This window comes from Micromonospora sp. NPDC048947, assembly GCF_040649495.1.
Classification (GTDB): domain Bacteria; phylum Actinomycetota; class Actinomycetes; order Mycobacteriales; family Micromonosporaceae; genus Micromonospora; species Micromonospora alfalfae.
The window spans coordinates 40451-58544 of the sequence record NZ_JBEZFO010000013.1; the positions used below are offsets into that span (position 1 = coordinate 40451).

The 18094-nt window shown below is 70.2% G+C and carries 18 protein-coding genes; 8 read left to right on the forward strand and 10 right to left on the reverse strand.

The genetic code is table 11. The features are described from left to right. Nucleotides 1–34: 34 nt before the first annotated feature. Nucleotides 35–865: an EI24 domain-containing protein gene (locus AB0B98_RS19510; protein WP_357364285.1), complete on the forward strand. Its 831-nt coding sequence runs from the start codon at nt 35–37 to the stop codon at nt 863–865. Between the two features lie 2 nt (nt 866–867). Continuing rightward, a complete protein-coding gene (locus AB0B98_RS19515; RefSeq protein WP_357364287.1) occupies nt 868–1389 on the forward strand; it encodes an O-acetyl-ADP-ribose deacetylase in 522 nt (173 codons plus the stop codon). A 368-nt stretch (nt 1390–1757) separates the two neighbouring features. On the opposite strand, the gene AB0B98_RS19520 is transcribed toward AB0B98_RS19515, so the two are convergent. Then, nucleotides 1758–2489, reverse strand: a complete 732-nt coding sequence (locus AB0B98_RS19520) for a helix-turn-helix transcriptional regulator (protein WP_357364289.1) — start codon at nt 2487–2489, stop codon at nt 1758–1760. A 354-nt stretch (nt 2490–2843) separates the two neighbouring features. Here AB0B98_RS19520 and AB0B98_RS19525 point away from each other — a divergent pair, with 354 nt between their 5' ends. Together AB0B98_RS19525 and AB0B98_RS19530 are read left to right on the forward strand one after the other, a co-directional pair. After that, a complete protein-coding gene (locus tag AB0B98_RS19525; RefSeq protein ID WP_357364470.1) occupies nt 2844–3116 on the forward strand; it encodes a hypothetical protein in 273 nt (90 codons plus the stop codon). Further along, a complete protein-coding gene (locus tag AB0B98_RS19530) occupies nt 3113–3388 on the forward strand; it encodes a hypothetical protein (protein WP_357364291.1) in 276 nt (91 codons plus the stop codon). The genes AB0B98_RS19525 and AB0B98_RS19530 overlap by 4 nt, the downstream gene beginning before the upstream one ends. 37 nt (nt 3389–3425) lie before the next feature. Here the strand turns inward: AB0B98_RS19530 and AB0B98_RS19535 are convergent, their stop codons facing one another. The 7 genes from AB0B98_RS19535 to AB0B98_RS19565 form a co-directional block, all read right to left on the reverse strand. Beyond that, nucleotides 3426–4322, reverse strand: coding sequence for a GNAT family N-acetyltransferase (locus AB0B98_RS19535; RefSeq protein WP_357364293.1), 897 nt, complete (start codon nt 4320–4322; stop codon nt 3426–3428). Nucleotides 4323–4465: 143 nt separating this feature from the next. Beyond that, nucleotides 4466–5473, reverse strand: coding sequence for a LacI family DNA-binding transcriptional regulator (locus tag AB0B98_RS19540; RefSeq protein WP_112584215.1), 1008 nt, complete (start codon nt 5471–5473; stop codon nt 4466–4468). Nucleotides 5474–5491: 18 nt separating this feature from the next. Next, on the reverse strand, nt 5492–6904 hold the full coding sequence (locus tag AB0B98_RS19545) for a GH1 family beta-glucosidase (protein WP_357364295.1): 1413 nt from the start codon (nt 6902–6904) through the stop codon (nt 5492–5494). Next, nucleotides 6901–7734, reverse strand: a complete 834-nt coding sequence (locus AB0B98_RS19550; RefSeq protein WP_238666961.1) for a carbohydrate ABC transporter permease — start codon at nt 7732–7734, stop codon at nt 6901–6903. The genes AB0B98_RS19545 and AB0B98_RS19550 overlap by 4 nt, the downstream gene beginning before the upstream one ends. Beyond that, nucleotides 7731–8711 carry a sugar ABC transporter permease gene (locus tag AB0B98_RS19555; RefSeq protein ID WP_357364297.1) on the reverse strand — a complete coding sequence of 327 codons (981 nt, stop codon included), beginning with the start codon at nt 8709–8711 and terminating at the stop codon, nt 7731–7733. Before AB0B98_RS19555 ends, AB0B98_RS19550 begins: the two co-directional genes overlap by 4 nt. Before the next feature lie 73 nt (nt 8712–8784). Further along, on the reverse strand, nt 8785–10089 hold the full coding sequence (locus AB0B98_RS19560; protein ID WP_357364299.1) for an extracellular solute-binding protein: 1305 nt from the start codon (nt 10087–10089) through the stop codon (nt 8785–8787). Nucleotides 10090–10318: 229 nt separating this feature from the next. Then, nucleotides 10319–11077: a maleylpyruvate isomerase family mycothiol-dependent enzyme gene (locus AB0B98_RS19565; protein WP_357364301.1), complete on the reverse strand. Its 759-nt coding sequence runs from the start codon at nt 11075–11077 to the stop codon at nt 10319–10321. 69 nt (nt 11078–11146) lie between these two features. On the opposite strand from AB0B98_RS19565, the gene AB0B98_RS19570 reads away from it, so the two are divergent. Continuing rightward, complete coding sequence (locus AB0B98_RS19570; RefSeq protein ID WP_357364303.1) at nt 11147–12229, forward strand: UDP-N-acetylmuramate dehydrogenase; 1083 nt, start codon at nt 11147–11149, stop codon at nt 12227–12229. 165 nt (nt 12230–12394) lie between these two features. On the opposite strand, the gene AB0B98_RS19575 is transcribed toward AB0B98_RS19570, so the two are convergent. Both AB0B98_RS19575 and AB0B98_RS19580 read right to left on the reverse strand, forming a co-directional pair. Then, a complete protein-coding gene (locus AB0B98_RS19575) occupies nt 12395–13183 on the reverse strand; it encodes a class I SAM-dependent methyltransferase (protein ID WP_357364305.1) in 789 nt (262 codons plus the stop codon). 225 nt (nt 13184–13408) lie between these two features. Then, on the reverse strand, nt 13409–14170 hold the full coding sequence (locus AB0B98_RS19580; protein ID WP_238666956.1) for an SDR family oxidoreductase: 762 nt from the start codon (nt 14168–14170) through the stop codon (nt 13409–13411). Nucleotides 14171–14375: 205 nt separating this feature from the next. On the opposite strand from AB0B98_RS19580, the gene mshA reads away from it, so the two are divergent. The 3 genes from mshA to AB0B98_RS19595 all read left to right on the forward strand — a co-directional run bounded on the left by mshA (nt 14376) and on the right by AB0B98_RS19595 (nt 17736). Continuing rightward, nucleotides 14376–15740, forward strand: a complete 1365-nt coding sequence (gene mshA / locus AB0B98_RS19585; protein ID WP_357364307.1) for a D-inositol-3-phosphate glycosyltransferase — start codon at nt 14376–14378, stop codon at nt 15738–15740. Nucleotides 15741–15798: 58 nt separating this feature from the next. Then, nucleotides 15799–16314, forward strand: a complete 516-nt coding sequence (locus tag AB0B98_RS19590; protein WP_357364309.1) for a YbjN domain-containing protein — start codon at nt 15799–15801, stop codon at nt 16312–16314. Between the two features lie 351 nt (nt 16315–16665). Then, on the forward strand, nt 16666–17736 hold the full coding sequence (locus AB0B98_RS19595; protein ID WP_357364472.1) for a hypothetical protein: 1071 nt from the start codon (nt 16666–16668) through the stop codon (nt 17734–17736). Nucleotides 17737–18094 lie beyond the last annotated feature (358 nt).

Genomic DNA, 18094 nt, shown 5'->3' on the forward strand with positions numbered 1-18094 from the left:
CGGATCCGGTCACGGCTGGTTAGGCTGCTCGATCGTGGATGCCAGCAGAATCGCCAGCCCGGTGACCGGGGTCGTCGGACGCTTCCTCTCCGGGGCGGGGCTGCTCCTGCGCGGGTTGGGCCTCTACGTCCGCAGCCCGGGGCTGATGCTGCTCGGCATCGTGCCGGCGCTGATCTCCGGCGTGCTGTTCCTGGCCGCGCTCGCCACGCTGGTGTACTTCGTGGACGATCTCGCCGCGCTTGTCACCCCGTTCGCCGACGACTGGTCGAGCACCGGCCGCAGCCTGGTCCGGGTGATCGCCGGGTTGGCCTTCCTGGGGCTTGGCGGCCTGCTCGGCGTGCTCACCTTCACCGCTGTCACCCTGGTCATCGGCGACCCGTTCTACGAGAAGATCTCCGAGCAGGTCGAGCAGCGGTACGGCGGCACGCCGGGCGCTGTGGAGGTGCCCTTCTGGTCGTCGCTGCGCCGCAGCCTCGCCGACTCGGTACGCCTGGTGGCGCTCACGGCGTTGGTCGGCATCCCGCTCTTCGTCGCCGGTTTCATCCCGGTGGTCGGCCAGACGGTCGTCCCGGTCATCGGGGCGGCAGTGGGCGGCTGGTTCCTCGCCGTGGAGCTGGTGGGTGCACCGTTCTACCGACGGGGGATGCGGCTGCCGCAGCGCCGGACGATCCTGAAGGCCGACCGACCCACGGCGCTCGGCTTCGGCGTGGCCGTCTTCCTCTGCTTCCTGATTCCGCTCGGCGCCGTACTGATCATGCCGGCCGCCGTCGCCGGCGCCACGTTGCTGGCCCGCCGCTCGATGGGCCAGCCGATCGACGGCCCGCTGTCCGCGCCGCCTGCCGGCCAGCCCGTCGAAAGGAGCTAGCCGTGGAGATCACCCTGGTCGAGGGCGACATCACCACCCAGCGGGTGGACGCCATAGTGAATGCCGCGAACTCGTCACTGCTCGGCGGCGGTGGGGTCGACGGGGCCATCCACCGGCGCGGCGGCCCCGCCATCCTCGCGGAGTGCCGGGCGCTGCGGGCGTCCCGCTACGGCCGAGGGTTGCCGACCGGGCAGGCGGTGGCGACCACGGCCGGGGAGCTGCCGGCCCGCTGGGTGATCCACACGGTCGGGCCGGTCTGGTCGGCCGGCGAGGACCGGTCGGCGCTGCTGCGCGACTGCTACGCCAACAGCCTGCGGGTGGCCGACGAGGTGGGCGCTGGCACTGTGGCCTTTCCGTTGATCTCCGCCGGCATCTACGGCTGGCCGGTCGACGACGCTGTCGGTCAGGCGCTGACGGTGCTGCGGTCGGCCACCCCGGCCGCCGTCACCGAGGCCCGCCTGGTGCTGTTCGGGGCGGACACCCACGCCACAGCACGCCGGATCTTCGACGACACCGTCGCGTAGGGGCATCTCCCCTTGATCATTTAATGGTGAGTAGTTCAACACCGTTGCCTTAGGCGGAGTGGCTGTTCGTCAACCCCGCACCTCGTCGATCATGGAGTTATGGTGGGCGACAAAGCGCCCGTGCAGCACCAGAACAGGCACCACAACTCCATGATCGACGAGGCCGGGCTGCCCCCGTGCCGCGATCTTGCACTTACTGTCCCGACTTAAGGGGCATTCCGCGCTTTTCGGCGACCCAAAGTGCAAGATCGGCGCAAGCAACCGATCGCCTTACGCAACGGTGTTGATGAGTAGTTCCCACGAGCGGCTTTGAACTACTCACCATCAAGTGATCACTGCACCGACGCCGCTCTGCTGGTCCACTGCGGCTACGCCGCCCGGGCGTCATCCCAGAGGGACTCGAAGTGCTCCACGTAACGATCGAATGGACCGCCGGCCTCCCGGCGGCGGAGGTGCATCGTTACTGAGTCCTGCCCTAGACGTGCGCCGATATGCGTAGCCACTATCGCCTCGTCATCGAAGATCCAAACGGACATGGCAGCATGCCGTTCTGACAGTCGGACGGCAAGGGGTTCCGGAGACTTCGCGATCTCGGCCTGAGTCATGGCTATGCGGGTCGCGAGCGTGAGGGGAGTGGCCTCAATACGCTCTCGCGCTGTGGTGACCGTGCTGCCGGGGTCACCGAGCAGGAAACGCACATCTGCGCCGCCCTGAGCCTTTGCGCCGAGCGTGGTGGCGGCGTTGGGTACCTCGAGCCAGACGAAGTAACTCGTGTACCCGCCGAACCACAACCGGGTATCTGCTTTGTTGATCAACTCGCGGAATAACGAACGCGGAAGGTCGGATCGGCGCGCGTACACGCCGACCAGCTCACGATCTGAACCGACCTTGATAGCGCGGCGGACGACTTCGGGCCATAGCACTTCTACATCCTGACCCAACACCCCGGCGGCCCGCATCCGGGAGCGGGGGTGAGGAACGCGACCCCTGCTGATCCACCGCTCAACCGTCTTCGGATCCACACCACATTTCTCGGCCAGGTCAGCAACGGTCAGCCCCGTCGATCTGAGGGCTTGTCCGAGGGCGTCGTTCCGCGTCATCGCAAGGGGACCTTTCCTAGACGTCCCCGATGGTCGCACACGGACGGTAGAGGCGTCCGGTACCCGCTGAAACCGTGCGGATAAGCGGTACCGCTGGTGGAAGCGAAATCCAGCGAGGGCTGCCCGGGCCGCCCCGTGGCCGAGCACTTCGGGGCGGTCCTCCTAGACCACCGGAGGGGGAGACATGCCCGAGGAGCGACCTGCACCGCAACCGAAACCGGCGCCCGCACCCGTGGAGCGCCCGCCGGTCCCGTGGCCACCCGGAACCATCGGCCCGGTGCCGCGCCCGGGGTTACGGGTCAATCGTGTTGCGGACCGCCGTTGGATGGCCCGGTGAGCGGGTCCGCGCGGACGGTGAAGTCGGGCGATGTCCTGCACCTGACTCGCGCCGCGAGTGTGCAGTTCCTCCGGCCGATCTTCGTCCGAGTGATCAGGCTTCCCAACTGGGTCACTTATGACGGCTGGCTCTGGATTGAGGGCTACGAGCTAGGCCCGAAGGGCGAGGCGGTCGTTCGGCGGTCGCTCTTCGTCCAGATGTCCGGGCTGATCTGGCCGGATGCTCCGGTGTCGACCGCTCGGCCGACGACCCGCCGGCAGATACGTCGTGGTCAGGTGAGGGTCGGATGACCACTCGCCCTCGGCCGCACCTGCCGATGCGTCCTGCTTGGCTGTGTCGCAACTGTGCTGCGCCTTGGCCCTGCGGTCCGGCTCAACTCAACCTCATTGCCGAGTTCTATGGTCATTCGATCGCTTTGGCGTTCTACCTGGCCTCATCGATGCAGGAGGCCGTCGACGACATGTACGGCCTGGGCGGTCGCCCGGATCTCGCGGTGATGCACACCCGCTTTCTCGGGTGGTTGTCCCTGGCCCGCCGCTCACGGCCGGTAGATCGCCGTTGAGCAGCTGATCCGCTCTCGTACTGAGGGTGACTGATGATCAGGTCAGCTCGGCCAGGCAGCTCCACTCGGCTGCCACCGGGCGGTAGCCCAGTCGGGCGTTGATTGCCAGCATCGGCGCGTTCGCCTCGTCGTTCGAGGTGTACGCGACGCGTACGCCGTTCGCGGCGGCCCGGTGCAGCGCCGCCGTCTTGGCCAGCCGGGCCAGCCCCCGTCCCCGGTACGCAGGGACGCTGCCGGTGAAGTCCGACCACATCCGGTCCCCGTCCCGCTTCACCAGGCTGAACGCGGCCACCTCCCCGTCGACCTCGACAGCGGTGCTGGCTCTCTTGTCCAGGCCGAGGTTGTCCCAGACGTCGTACAGCCAGTCCTCGTAGCCAATCGAGTCGACCGGTACGTCGCCCGGCTCATCCAGCGCCGCGATCACGTCCGCCGTGTAGAGCCGGTGCGGGTCGATTTCCGCGATCGGACGCAGCCGTACGCCTGGTGCCGGGTCGGGCAGCGCGGGTGCCGGATTCAGGTCGAGCGCCGAGAAGCGCAGCTCGCGACTGGGCTCGTAGCCGTGCTGACTGGCGAACGGCAGCGCCTCCGGCTGGGCGAAGGCGCGGAGCCGGTGGACCCCCAGCGGGGCGAGGTGACCCGTGGCGGTCGTCAACAGGGCGGTGCCGATGCCGCGCCGCCGGTGCTCGGGGTGCACGTGCAGGAGGGTGATGTCACCGAAACCCGCCGTAGAGGTCGACGCGTTGCGTTGCGCCGTCACCCATCCGACGATCTGGGCATCGACCTCGGCCACGAAGGCGGCCCAGTCCCTGCCCGGTACCGGCTCGGCGATCATCTTGCGGGTCGACTCGACCCCGCGCACCAGGTACGGGTAGACCGTCGCCCGTAGCGCCACCACGCCCGGCGCGTCGTCCGGCCGCGCCTCACGTATCCGCATGTCAGGCCCCCGTCCGGACGGCGGCGACGGCCTCGACCTCGACGAGTTGGTGGAGACAGCTGAGCAGTGCGACAGGATCCGGCATGTCGGCGAGGCTAACCAGGATCGCCTGCCCCGAGCGACGCATTAACCGCCTGGCGCGGTCAGGCGGAGGCGCGACGGATCAGCTCGGTGGGCAGCATGACCGCCTGCTCGATGCTCTCCCCGGCGGCCAGCCGGAGCAGTTGGCGGGTCATCCGGCGGCCGAGTTCCACGATCGGCTGCCGGACGGTGGTCAGCGGCGGCTCGGTGTAGGCAGCGGTCTCGATGTCGTCGAAGCCGACCACCGCCACGTCGTCGGGCACCCGCCGACCGGCCTCGCGCAGCGTCCGCAGGGCGGCGTGCGCCATCAGGTCGGAGGCGGCGAAGACGCCGTCGAGGTCGGGATGCTCGGCGAGCAGGCGGCGCATCGCCGCCGACCCGGATTCCCGGGTGAAGTCACCGATGGCGATCAGCTCGGGCAGCCCCGCGTCGGCGACAGTGCTGCGGTAACCGCTGAGTCGTTCGATCCCGGCGACCATGTCCTGTGGCCCGGCGATCGTCGCGATCCGTCGGCGACCGCTGTCGATCATGTGCCGGACGGCCGCTGTCACCCCGGCCACGTGGTCGACGTCGACGTACGGGACGGGCACGTCGCCGAGCGGCCGGCCGCTGACCACCACCGGGATGCCGAGTCGGGCCAGCGTGCCGGGCAGCGGGTCGGCACCGTGCAGCGACGCGAAGAGCACGCCGTCGACGTGCCGACCGGTGGTGTACCGCTCGACCCGGTGGTGCCCGGCCGGTGAGCCGGCGAGCATCAGCACCAGTTGCTTGTCGGCCGCCTCCAACTCCTGGCTGACGCCCCGGATGATGCCGGGAAAGACCTGGTCGTCGGAGAAGACCCGGGTGGCCGCCTCCGGCATGACCAGGGCGATCGAGTCGGTGCGCTGGGTGACCAGGCTGCGGGCCGCCAGGTTGGGGACGTACCCCAACTCGGCGACCGCCCGGGTGACCGCCTCGCGGATCGGTTCGGCGACGGTGGTGGACCCGTTGACCACCCGGGAAACGGTGGCGCGGGACACCCCGGCCCGCGCTGCCACCGCTTCGAGCGTCGGCCGCTGCGCCGTCGTCATCGCGCTTTCCCCCGCTCGTCACAGCCCGTTCCGGGAGATCACCTCCTGGTACCACCGGGCGCTGGCCTTCGGTGTGCGCCGCTGGGTCAGGTAGTCGACGTGCACGATCCCGAACCGCTTGCGGTAACCCTCCGCCCACTCGAAGTTGTCCAGGAATGACCATACGAGATAACCGCGCAGGTCCACGCCCCGGGAGATCGCATCGTGCGCCGCACGGAGGTGCCCGTCGAGGTAGGCGATGCGATCGGCGTCGATCACCTGCGTCGGGCCGTCGGGCGAGTCGGCGCCGGGCTTGTCGGGGAACGCCGCACCGTTCTCGGTGATCAGCAGCGGCACACCGGGATAGTCGGCGGCGATCCGCTCCAGCAGCCGGGTGAGCCCGGCCGGTTCGATCATCCAACCCATGTCGGTGAGCGGCCCGGCCGGCGGCAGGAAGTGCACAGCGCCCTCGGTGCCCGGGTACGCGACGTTGCCTGCGCCGTCGGGCCGACCGGCCACGTAACTCGGGGCGTAGTAGTTGATGCCGAGCAGGTCGATCGGGGCGGCGATCACCTTCTCGTCGCCGTCGCGGATGAACGTCGGCTCGACGATCCGGGCCACGTGCTCGCGGACGTCGTCCGGGTAGCCGCCGGCCAGCAGCGGGTCGAGGAAGATCCGGTTGTGCAGGCCGTCGACAAGGCGCACCGCGGCGGCGTCGGCAGCGCTCTGCGGGTCGGCCGGGCGTACGTCGGCCGGGTTGACAGTGACGCCCACGCTGCGTGCGCCGGCCGCGCGCAACGCCCGCGCCGCCAGGCCGTGCCCCAACAGCAGATGGTGTACGGCGGTGAAGGCCGCCGCCGGATCCTGCTCACCCGGAGCGTGCAGCCCGTTGGCGTAACCGAGGTAGGCCGAGCACCACGGCTCGTTGAGCGTGGTCCACACGTCGATCCGGTCGCCGAGGCGGGCGTACACCGCCGTGGCGTAGGTGGCGAAGTGCTCGGCGGTGTCCCGGTTGGTCCAGCCACCCCGGTCGCCGAGGGCCTGCGGCAGGTCCCAGTGGTAGAGGGTGACGATCGGGTCGATTCCCCGATCGAGCAGCGTGTCGGTGAGCCGGTCGTAGAAGTCCAGCCCACGGGGGTTGGCCGGGCCGGTGCCGTCGGGCTGGATCCGCGGCCAGGCGACGGAGAACCGGTACGCCCGCAGACCCAGCTCGGCCATCAGCGCCACGTCGTCGGCGTACCGGTGGTAGTGGTCGCAGGCGACGTCGCCGGTGTGGCCCTGGTACACCTTGCCGGGCGTACGGCTGAAGGTGTCCCAGATGGACGGTCCGCGACCGTCGTCGCGGGCCGCACCCTCGATCTGGTACGCGGCGGTGGCCGCCCCCCAGAGGAAGTGTTCGGGAAACCGGATCTCGTTGCTGGACCGGTTGGTTGGCTCGCTCCGCTCGTTCACGCCTTGACCGCACCTTCCATGATTCCGCCGATGATCTGCCGGCCGAACAACACGAAGACCAGTAGCAGGGGCAGCGTCGCGATGGCCGTTCCGGTGAACACCTGCGACATGTCCTGGTAGTACCCGTCCGACAGCGCTCGTAGGGACAGCTGCACCGTCGGATTCGCCGGATCGTTCAGTACAGCGTACGGCCAGAGGAAGTCGTTCCAGGTGGTCATGAAGGTGAGCAGGCCGAGGACGGCGGCGGCCGGGCGCAGCGCGGGCAGCACGACGTGCCACCAGATCCGGGCGGTGCCACAACCGTCCATCCGGGCGGCCTCGATCAGCTCGTCACTGACCGCCTGGCCGGCGTACTGCCGCATCATGAACACCCCGAACCCGGTGACCAGCACCGGGACGATGACCGCGGGCAGCCGGTCGTTCCACTGCAGCTTGGTCATGAGCAGGTAGAGCGGGATCACGCCGAGCTGGGTCGGCACCATCATGGTCGCGATGATCACCAGCAGCATCGCGTTGCGGCCACGGAACCTGAGCTTGGCGAAGGCGAACCCGGCCAGGCTGGAGAAGAACACCACTGACACTGTGACAGTGGTGGCCACGATCGCCGAGTTGATCAGACCGGTCAGGAAGTACGCGTCGGGGTTGTCGAACAGCCGGGCGATGTTGGCGCCCAGGTTGCCGCCGGGCGTGACCGGGGGTGGCAGCTGGCCCATCGCGTCGTTGCTGCGGCTGGCGACGACGAACATCCACCAGATCGGAAAGACCGACAGGCCGGCGGCGACGACCAGGGCGAGGTAGGTGAGCGGGCTGGCCCGCCAGAGTCGGCTCATCGTGCCGCTCCCTTCTGCGGTCGGTCCCCGCCGAGGCGGCGCAGGAGCAGCACGTTGACGGCCGCGACGATCGCGATGAGCGCGAAGAGCAGCCAGGCCACGGCCGAGCCGTACCCGAAGTTGTAGTGCGGGGCGAAGGCGTTCTCGAACATGTACATGGTCAGCGTCTGCGACTCGCGCAGCGGTCCGCCGCGGATCGGGTTGGTGCCGGAGTTGAACATCCGGGGCTCGGTGAAGAGTTGCAGGCCGCCGATGGTGGCGATGATGGTGCAGAAGATGATCGTCGGCTTGAGCAGCGGCACGGTGACCGACCAGAACTGCCGGGCCCGGCCGGCGCCGTCGATCGCCGCGGCCTCGTACAGGTCGCGGGGGATGGCCTGCATCGCGGCCAGCAGGATCAGCGCGTTGTAGCCGGTCCACCGCCAGTCGACCATCGCGGAGATGGCCACCCAGGAGGCGAACCGGTTGGACTTCCAGCCGATGGCGTCCACCCCGACCAGGTCGAGCAACCAGTTGATCATCCCGAACTCGCGGCCGAAGAGCACCCCGAAGACGATCGCCACCGCGGCCGTGGAGGTCACGTTGGGGACGAGCACCGCCATCCGCCAGCCGGTGCGGGCGCGCAGGCCCCGGTTGAGGAGGTTGGCCAGCCAGAGCGCGGCGAGCAACTGCGGCACCGTGGAGATCACGAAGATGCCCAGCGTGTTCACCAGCGCGTGCCAGAAGTCCGCGTCGGCCAGCAGCCGGGTGTAGTTCTCCGCCCCGACGAAGGGGTGGTCGGCTCCGAGCAGGTCCCAGTCGTGCAGCGAGACCCAGAAGGTGTACGCCAGCGGGTACGCCCCGAAGATGCCGAAGATCAGGAAGAACGGGGCGACGTAGAGGTACGGCGAGTACCGGGTGTCGAGCCGGCTGAGCCGGCCTGGCGAACGCTGGGGCGCCGGTACCACCGGCGGGCGGGCGTCGAGCTGGACGGTCATGCCCGGGAACTCCTTTCCGCACTACGGGCGGAACTCCGGTCGTCGGAGCCCGCCCGCACGCACGCTGGTTGGGCTACTTGGCGGCGGCCTTCTTCGCGTTGGTCACCGCGTCGGTCCAGCCCTGCGCGGGGCTGCGCTGACCCAGCTCCACGGTCCGTACGGCGTTCTCCACCTCGGTCCGTACGGCCTGGTTCTTCGGGCCCATGTAGACCGGCTTCAGGCTCTTCGCGCCGGTGCCGAAGATGGCGCCGACCGGTGCCCCCGAGAAGTACGCGTTGGTCGCGCCGGTGATCGCCGGGTCGTCGAGCGCCTGCGGCGAGGAGGGCAGCGGACCCTTGGCCTTGAACGCCCCGATCTGCCCCTTGGCGCTGGTCAGGAACTTGGCCAGCCTGATCGCCTCGGCCTGGTGCTTGCTCTGCTTGGGCACGGCGAGGTGCGACCCACCCCAGTTGCCGCCGTTGCCGGGCACCCGGGCGATGTCCCACTTGCCCTGGGCGTCAGTTCCGGCGTTGGCCTCGATGACGCCGGTCATCCAGGCGGGGCAGGCGATGGTGGCGAACTTCGACTGCTTGAAGGCGGAGACCCACTCCTCCGACCAGGAGCCGTACTTGCCGGAGAGGCCCGAGTCGATGATGTCCATTGTGGTGTCCCACGCCTGTCGCACGGCCGGGTTGCTGTCCACGACCAGTTTCTCGCTGGTGTCGTAGTAGCTGTAGCCGGAGGTGTTGCCGGCGGTCTGCAACAGGATGGTGTTGAAGGTGTTCGTCGCCCCGTCGAGGAAGGACGCGCCGGTCTTCGCGGCGGCGAACTTCTCGCCGGTGGCGATGTAGTCCGGCCAGGTGGGCCAGAGCTTCGAGACCGCCTCCCGCTCGGTGGGCAGGCCGGCTTTCTGGAAGAGGTCCTTGCGGTAGCACATGGCGATGCCGCCGACGTCGGTGCCGAGGCCGATGAGCTGCTTGCCGTCGGCGGTCAGGCCGGCGTTCCACTTCCACTCCAGGAAGTTGCCCTTGAGGTCGGCGGCGCCGTGGTCCAGCAGGTTGACGAAGTTGGCCGGGTTGGCCTTGTACTCGACAAGCAGGCCCTCCTCGATGGCCACCACGTCGCCGGCGCCCCGGCCGGCGGCGAGCCACTGGGTGAGCTTCGGCGAGTACTCGTCGAGGTTGGTGCCGGTGCCGCGCTCGACGACCTTCACGCCGGGGTTCGCGGTCATGTACTCCTGGTAGAGCTGCTCGTAGCCGAACTGGCCGAAGACGTCGACGGTCAGGGTGACCGGTCCGTCGCCCGGCTCGTCACCGCCGCCGCAGCCAGAGGTGACGAGCAGGGCGGTGGCGGCGACGAGGGCCACTGCGGCGAGGCGGCGGCGCGGGATGACAGCCATTGGTTATCGACCTCTCTCAAGGCGGGCGGGGTGATGGCAGATGGCTAAGAGAGCGCTCTCACGACACTGTGGTGGGTCACCAACGCACTGTCAAGAGAGCGCTCTCTCTGCGTTGCGTTCCCGTGATGAACGCTCGCCGGGGGCGGCGTCGCCCGGTAGGCGGGGATGCCCCAACATCGACGAGGGCGTCACCCCCGCCGGGGTGACGCCCTCGTTCGTTGTCGGTCGGTCAGCCGGTGCGCAGACCGTTCAACAGGGTGCGGTCGCCGACGACGTCCAGCGTCTCGAAGCTCACCCGACCCCAGAGCGCCAGCAGCAGGTCGCTCGCGGTGCCGCTGACCTGGGCGCGGGCGTGGTGATCGTCGTGGTCGAAGATGGTCGCGGTGTCGAGCAGCGCCACCCCCTCGCCGCGCAACCGCAGATACCACTCCTGGGCCGCATCGGTCGCGCAGAGCTGCACGACCCCGTGCCAGGTACCCGGAACCTGCCGCCGGCCCGCCGGCAGCCAGGTGTCCAGCACCTCGCTCACCCCGTCGGCCGCGAGCTTCGCCTCCACCGGGTCACCAGCCGCGATGGCGAGCTGGGCGTCCCAGCGGTGCACAGCCGTCTCGTGCGCCATCCGACGCGGCCAGAAGCCGGCCTTCTTCGGCTGCGGAGCCCAGTTCCAGGCCGGTGCCTCGGGATCGAGCCCGTCGAAGACGGTCATCACCCGGTCGTAACCCTGCTGCCACAACTGGAGCGCGTTCACGCCCGGGTCAGCCTCGATCTTCTCCCGCCGAGGCGGTTGGCCGGTCTGGCCGGAACCGGCGAAAGACGAAATCCAGTGGTAGAGGCCAGCCATGTGCAGTGTGAGGTCGTTGACCGTCCAGCCCGGACAGGACAGCACCGGTGTCTCCGGCGGCGCCTCGGCCACCGCTGCCGCGAAAGCCGGACCCTCCGTCCGGAGCGCCCCGATCCAGAAATCCTTGCTGCCCTGCAGTCTGCTCATCGCCATCCTCCCGGGGGTGCCGGGCGACCAGTGGGTGCCACGGCTACTTGTCAGCCTAAGGTGAAGGGCGTGCCAGACGCCTCCGCCCAGCCGACAACCGACGCCGATCGTGCCATCCCCGGTCCACTCGCCGGCTACACCACCCTGCGAACGGGTGGGCCGGCCGAGCGGATCGTGGCCGCCGGCAGTGCCGACGAACTCGTCCACGCGGTACGCGCCGCGGCGGAGCCGGTCCTGATCCTGGCCGGGGGCAGCAACGTGGTGATCGGCGACGCCGGCTTCCCCGGCACCGTCGTGCTGGTGCGCTCCCGTGGCATGCGGGTCATCGCCGAGGACGCCACCTCGGTCACCGTACGGGTCGACGCCGGCGAGCCCTGGGACGACCTGGTCGCCGCCACTGTCGCCAACGGCTGGGCCGGGCTCGAATGCCTGTCCGGCATCCCCGGCTCGACCGGTGCCACCCCGATCCAGAATGTCGGCGCGTACGGCCAGGAGGTCGCCGAGACGATCACCGGCGTCGAGGTGTACGACCGGGTCGAGGGCACCCGCCAGGTCATCCCCGCAGCCGAATGCGGCTTCGCCTACCGGGGCAGCATCTTCAAGTACATGGACCGCTGGGTGGTGCTCTCGGTCGACTTCCGACTCGCCAGGTCCCCGCTCTCCGGGCCGGTGCGCTACGCGGAACTGGCCCGAGCCCTCGGTGTCGAGGTGGGCGAGCAGGTGCCGCTGGCCGACGCCCGAGCGGTGGTGCTGCGGCTGCGGGCGGGCAAGGGGATGGTGCTCGACGCCAACGACCCGGACACTCGCTCGGTCGGCTCCTTCTTCACCAACCCGGTGCTCGACCGCGCGACGTACGAACAGCTCCTGGAACGCTCCGCCGAGCTGGGCGACCCGCCCGCCTGGCCCGGAGCGGACGGCCTGGTCAAGGTGAGCGCCGCCTGGCTGATCGACAAGGCCGGCTTCGCCAAGGGCCACCCCGGCGAGGGTGGAGTGGCCATTTCCAGCAAGCACACACTGGCCCTGACCAACCGCAGCGGCACCGCCCACACCAGCGACCTGCTCGCCCTGGCCCGCACCATCAGCGATCAGGTCCACGCCCGCTTCGGCGTAACCCTGCACCCCGAACCAGTCCTCATCAACTGCACCCTCTAACCCCCACCCCACCCCACCCCTGCCCCCAACCCTGCCCCCACCCCTGCCCCCGCGATCTTGCAGTTTCTGCGGGGACATAACGGCCACAACAGGGGCGAATCAACGACCGAAAGTGCAAGATCGGCGTGGGGGGTGTGGTGGGCGTGGTGGGGCCTGTGGGGTGGGTTAGGGGAGGGGCCAGGGGAGGGTTAGTTCGCCCTGGCGCCAGCGGGTGGGGTTGCCGAGGATGGGCCAGCCCGTTTCGCGGAGGCGGGTCACCGCGTGCAGCCAGCGTTGGCGGGGGCCGAAGGTGGCGTACGGGGCGGCGGCCTGCCAGGCGTCGTCCAGGGCGCGGATCAGCCCGTGCACCGGCTCACCGGGAACGTTGCGGTGGATCAGCGCCTTGGGTAGTCGCTCGGCCAGTTCGGCGGGGCTGCCCAGCGTGGTGAGCTTCGCGGCCAGGGTCAGCGTCTGCGGGCCGTCGGCGTCGATCAGCAGCCAACTGGCGAGCCGCCCCAACTCGTCACACGTGCCCTCGACGAGCACTCCGCCGGGGGCGAGCGCTGCGGTCATCGTCTGCCAGGCTTCGGCCACCTCGCTCTCGTCGTACTGTCGCAGCACGTTGAACGCGCGGACCAGCACCGGCCGGAGCCCGGCCAACTCGAACCCACCTCTGGCGAACGTCAGCCCGGGTGGGTCGGCGGCCGGCGCCGCGGCGGCCACCCGGGCGGCGTCGATCTCCAACCCGACCAGCCGTACGTCCGGACGGACCCCGGCGGCCAGTCGAGCGCGCAACTCCACAGCGGTCACCGGGGTGGCGCCGTAGCCGAGGTCGACCACCAGCGGGTCGTCCGCCGCCAACAGCCGGTCGGCGCAGGTGGCGACGATCCAGTTGTCCACCCGACGGAGCCGGTTCGGGTTCGTCGTGCCGCGCGTGACCACGCCGAACGGCCGCCGCCGCGCCGCGGGGCTCATGTCGACCTCAAGGTCAATCTCCGTTCGCGACTGCGGGCTCGCAAACCCGGCTCACTTCTCGCGCAGCACTGCTAGGGCCTGTTTCATAAGAACTGGCCGGCCTCCGGCGGGCCCGGACGACGACCGGCGGCGTTGCGGTCTGGTCCGGATACGACACCGGTATCCGGACCAAACCGCGCCTTGCCCGGACTCCGCCTCGGCTCGACCGCCCTCATGAAACAGGCCCTAGACCCGGTGCACCTTGTGCTGGGCGGCCTGTGCCCGGGGGCGGACCACCAGCCGGTCGATGTTGACGTGCTCGGGACGGGTGGCGCACCAGGCGATGCAGTCGGCGACGTCCTCGGCGACCAGTGGCCCCGGCACCCCTGCGTAGACGGCGGCTGCCCGTTCCGCGTCGCCCTCGAAGCGGACCAGCCCGAACTCGTCGGTCTTCACCATGCCCGGGTCGATCTCGATGACTCGCAGCGGCCGGCCACACAGCTCCAGGCGGAGCGTGCCGGCGATGGCGGTCTGCGCGTGCTTCGCGGCGGTGTAGCCGCCCCCGCCCTCGTACACGGTCAGGCCGGCAGTGGAGGAGACCACCACGATGGTGCCGGAGCCGGAGGCTTCCAGCGCCGGCAGCAGCGCCTGGGTGACCCGCAGGGTGCCGAGCACGTTCACGTCGTACATCCACTGCCAGTCGGCGACCGAGCCGGACTCGACCGGGTCCAGCCCGCGCGCTCCGCCGGCGTTGTTGACCAGGAGCGTGACCGGCCCGGGTGCCTGGGCGGCGGCCTCGGCGAGCCGGGCCACCGATTCGTCCGAGGTGATGTCGCAGGTCACGGCGGTGGCCTGCCCGCCGGCGGCGGTGATCTCGGCGACCAGGTCGGTGAGCCGTTCGGCGCGGCGGGCGGCGGCGAGCACGTGGAAGCCCTCGGCGGCGAGCCGGCGGGCGGTGGCCGCGCCGATCCCGCTGGACGCTCCGGTGACGATGGCGACTGAGGTCATCAGGCCATTGTCACAGCGGGCGTCCGACCGGCCCCGACCGGGCGTACGGCGGCCATTGGCGGGCGTTCGGTGATGAGGTCCGTCACGCCGGGGGGCCGCGCCGGGGAATTTCCGACGCCCGATGGGGAAGATGACATCCGGCGTACAGGTTGACCGAGAAGCGCCGGTCGTGCGAGACGGCATCAACCGTGAAGAAGGAGCGGATGTGGCGGATATGCACACCGGTGTCGGGCGTCAGCGAGGTGCCCAGCCGTGGCCCCGGCCGCGCCGCATCGCCACCCTGTCGGTACACACCTCCCCCCTGCACCAGCCCGGCACGGGTGATGCCGGCGGAATGAACGTCTACATCCTCGAAGTGGCTCGGCGTCTCGCCGAGGCCAACGTGGAGGTGGAGATCTTCACCCGGGCCACCTCCGGTGACCTTCCCCCGGTGGTCGAGATGGCGCCCGGAGTGCAGGTTCGGCACATCACCTCCGGCCCCCTGGAGGGCCTCACCAAGGAGGAGCTGCCCGGTCAGCTCTGCGCCTTCACCGCGGGGGTGCTGCGCGCGGAGGCGTCCCGTCCGCCCGGCCACTACGACCTGATCCACTCCCACTACTGGCTCTCCGGGCAGGTCGGCTGGCTGGCCAAGGAGCGCTGGGGGGTGCCGCTGGTGCACACCGCGCACACCCTGGCGAAGGTCAAGAACGCCCAGCTCGCGGCCGGTGACCGGCCGGAGCCCAAGGCCCGGGTCATCGGCGAGGAACAGGTGGTCGCCGAGGCGGACCGGTTGGTCGCCAACACCCGGTTCGAGGCCAGCGACCTACTCGACCGATACGACGCCGATCCGACCCGGGTGTCCGTCGTGCAGCCGGGTGTCGACCTGGCCCGGTTCCGGCCCGCGCCGGGCGACAGGTCCGCGGCGGCCCGCCAGACCCGTCGCCGGCTGGGGCTTCCAGTCGACGGGTACGTGGTTGCCTTCGTCGGTCGGATCCAGCCGCTCAAGGCCCCCGACGTGCTGATCCGCGCGATCGCCGCGCTGCGTGAGCGCGATCCGGCGCTGGCCGATCAGGTGACGGTGGTGATCTGCGGCGGGCCCAGCGGCAGTGGGCTGGATCGGCCGACCGCCCTGATCGAGTTGGCCGCTAAGCTCGGGGTCAGCGACGGGGTGCGGTTCCTGCCGCCGCTCACCGGGGACGACCTTCCGGCCCTGTTCCGAGCGGCGGACCTGGTCGCGGTGCCGTCGCACAACGAATCGTTCGGGCTGGTCGCCCTGGAGGCGCAGGCCTGCGGTACGCCGGTGCTGGCCGCCGCCGTGGGAGGGCTGGTCACCGCCGTCCGGGACCAGGTCAGTGGGGTGCTGATCGACGGTCACGACCCGGTCGACTGGGCCCGTGCGATGGCTGGCCTGCTGCCGAACCGGGCGCTGCGCTCGGTGCTGGCCCGAGGCGCCGAGCAGCACGCCCGGCACTTCTCCTGGGACCGTACGGTCGCCGGTCTGCTCGGGGTCTACGGCGAGGCGATCGCCGGGCACCGTGCCCGGCTCGCTGCCGACCTGGCGGGTGACCCGGCCCTCTCCTGTTCCTGGTGACCCGGGGCAGCCCGTCGTCACCCGGTGCGCGAGCCGGGTCGGTCGTAGAGTGGGTCCGGTGAGCCCGAAGAGCGATCTTGCGACCCTGATCGAGTCGGTCTGTGCCGAGCGGGACCTGGCCTGGGAGTCGACCGGCCCCGGCTCGTACGCGGTGACGCTGCCGGGCACCCACAAGCTCAAGACGATCTGCAACCTGATCGTCGGCGAGCACGCGCTGCGGATCGAAGCGTTCGTGATGCGTCAGCCGGACGAGCGCCGCGAGGAGCTGTGGGCCTGGCTGTTGCAGCGCAACGCCCGGATGTACGGGGTCTCCTTCTCCACCGACGCGGTCGGCGACGTGTACCTGACCGGTCGGGTCAACCCGGCCGGCGTGGACGCCGACGAGTTGGATCGACTGTTCGGCGCGGTGCTCACGTACGCCGACGAGTCGTTCGACACGATGCTGGAGATCGGCTTCGGCAGTTCGATCCGGCGGGAGTACGAGTGGCGGGTGAAGCGGGGCGAGTCGACAGCCAACCTGGCCGCCTTCGCCCACCTCTTCGAGCCCTCCGGCACCGGCCCCGACCCGACCTGATCCCGGGCCCGCGCACCGGCACCCGGCACCCGGTGCCCGCGCCCGCCCCCGCCGGAAGATCGTGCTCGAACCAGGAAGTAGTGGTGTCGCCGACGCGGCGATGCCACTCGATCCTGGATCCAGCACGACCATGGCGAGTTGACTGTGGTTCGGAGTGCTCCTGACGGGTATGCCGCACCGCGCGGTGCGGCAAGGGACCCCCGCGCGCCGATGACGGAGTGCCAAGGAGCGGAGCGTCCCATGGCTCAGCGGAACAGCTCAGGTCGCGGCGCGACTGCGACCACTACCAAGCGACAGGCCGGCAACCAGACGCCGGGAACGCCCGGAGTCTCCGAGTCGGAGATTTCCCGGATGCGGGTGGACGACATCCGCGGGCAGTTGCGCAAACGCGGGGTCTCCGGGATCTCCGCACTGCGCAAGCCGGAGCTGGTGAAACAGTTGGTGCGCTCGATGCGGGCCGGCGCGGGTCGGAGCAGCACCGGCCCGTCGGGCCGGGCCGCCGGCACCAGGGCGTCGGCGGGTCGTGCCGCCGCCACCAAGAAGTCGGCGGCCAGGCCGGCGTCGAGCCGCGCGAAGGCTTCGCCGGCGAACAAGAGCGCGCCCGCGAAGCGGGCCGCCGCAACGAAGGCGACCGCCGGGCGGAAGTCGACGGCGGCGGCGAAGAGGGCGCCGGCGAAGAAGGCGACCGCCACGAAGAGGACGACAGCGGCGACGTCGACGGCCGCCCGCAAGACCACGGCCGCGAGCAGGACCACCGCCGCCCGGAAGACCACGGCCGCCCGCAAGACCGCGGCGGCGCGGAAGACCACGGCGGCCCGTAAGACGGCGACGGCGCGTACGGCACCCGCGCGGAAGGCGCCGGCGAAGAAGGCACCGGCGCGGCCGGCGGCGAAGCGCGCGACACCGGCCAGGAGCGCGACGGCGAAGCGCACGACACCGGCGAAGAGCACGGCGGCGAAGCGTACGACGGCGAAGCGCACCGCACCGGCGAAGAGCACGGCGGCGAAGCGCACGTTGACGCCGTCGACCGGTGGCGCGACGGCGGCCGGCGGGATCCGGACCGGACGGGGTACGGGGCGGTCGGTCCGCAGTTCGCAGGTGATCTCGTCGATCAGTGACCGACCGGAGCGGCCGGGACGGAGTTTGATCACGGCGAACCACGAGGTGATCCAGCGGTGGGCCCGGGAACGCGGGGCCAGGCCGGCGACCATCGCCGGCACCGAGCGGGATGGCCGGGCGGGTGTGTTGACCTTCAACATTCCCGGATACCGGGAAAGCAGCCGGATTCGCGAGATCACCTGGGATGAGTGGTTCTACACGTTTGACCTGCGGCGGCTGAACCTGATTTATCAGGAGCAGTTGCGGAACGGCCGCCAGAGCAGCTTCTTCCGGACCGAGTCACCCGATCGGGAAGACGGTTGAGGTGTTTGCGGGAATGGCCGACGGGTACCCGGCTGTTGCCAACGGACGAGGCCGGAGCAGCGGATACTCGCCAGTTGTGACCGGCGAGACAGCCGTTCTGGGTTGAATCCAGAATCCGGGCGAACTAGCTTTATTGCACCGCGCCACGTTTGGAAACGTTCGGGGGAGCGGCGGATCGATCAGATCCGCGCACCAGACGAGGCGCGAGGGGACGGGTGGAATAACCGTTGGGGGACGGTTCCCACCTGTTTGGACCGGCGGCGTGAGCGGGCGATGCTTACGGGGGTGAGTGTTGCCCGCCGCCGCCGGCCCCGCCGGCGAGCGCCCACCACGACCTCAGGGACGTGGTGGGCGCTTT

Coding starts and splice junctions, on each gene's coding strand:
- AB0B98_RS19520 (WP_357364289.1), bottom strand. CDS start 2,489: ATGACGCGGAACGACGCCCTCGGACAAGCCCTCAGATCGACGGGGCTG.
- AB0B98_RS19530 (WP_357364291.1), top strand. CDS start 3,113: ATGACCACTCGCCCTCGGCCGCACCTGCCGATGCGTCCTGCTTGGCTG.
- AB0B98_RS19535 (WP_357364293.1), bottom strand. CDS start 4,322: ATGCGGATACGTGAGGCGCGGCCGGACGACGCGCCGGGCGTGGTGGCG.
- AB0B98_RS19540 (WP_112584215.1), bottom strand. CDS start 5,473: ATGACGACGGCGCAGCGGCCGACGCTCGAAGCGGTGGCAGCGCGGGCC.
- AB0B98_RS19550 (WP_238666961.1), bottom strand. CDS start 7,734: ATGAGCCGACTCTGGCGGGCCAGCCCGCTCACCTACCTCGCCCTGGTC.
- AB0B98_RS19555 (WP_357364297.1), bottom strand. CDS start 8,711: ATGACCGTCCAGCTCGACGCCCGCCCGCCGGTGGTACCGGCGCCCCAG.
- AB0B98_RS19560 (WP_357364299.1), bottom strand. CDS start 10,089: ATGGCTGTCATCCCGCGCCGCCGCCTCGCCGCAGTGGCCCTCGTCGCC.
- AB0B98_RS19565 (WP_357364301.1), bottom strand. CDS start 11,077: ATGAGCAGACTGCAGGGCAGCAAGGATTTCTGGATCGGGGCGCTCCGG.
- AB0B98_RS19575 (WP_357364305.1), bottom strand. CDS start 13,183: ATGAGCCCCGCGGCGCGGCGGCGGCCGTTCGGCGTGGTCACGCGCGGC.
- AB0B98_RS19580 (WP_238666956.1), bottom strand. CDS start 14,170: ATGACCTCAGTCGCCATCGTCACCGGAGCGTCCAGCGGGATCGGCGCG.
- AB0B98_RS19595 (WP_357364472.1), top strand. CDS start 16,666: ATGCGGGTGGACGACATCCGCGGGCAGTTGCGCAAACGCGGGGTCTCC.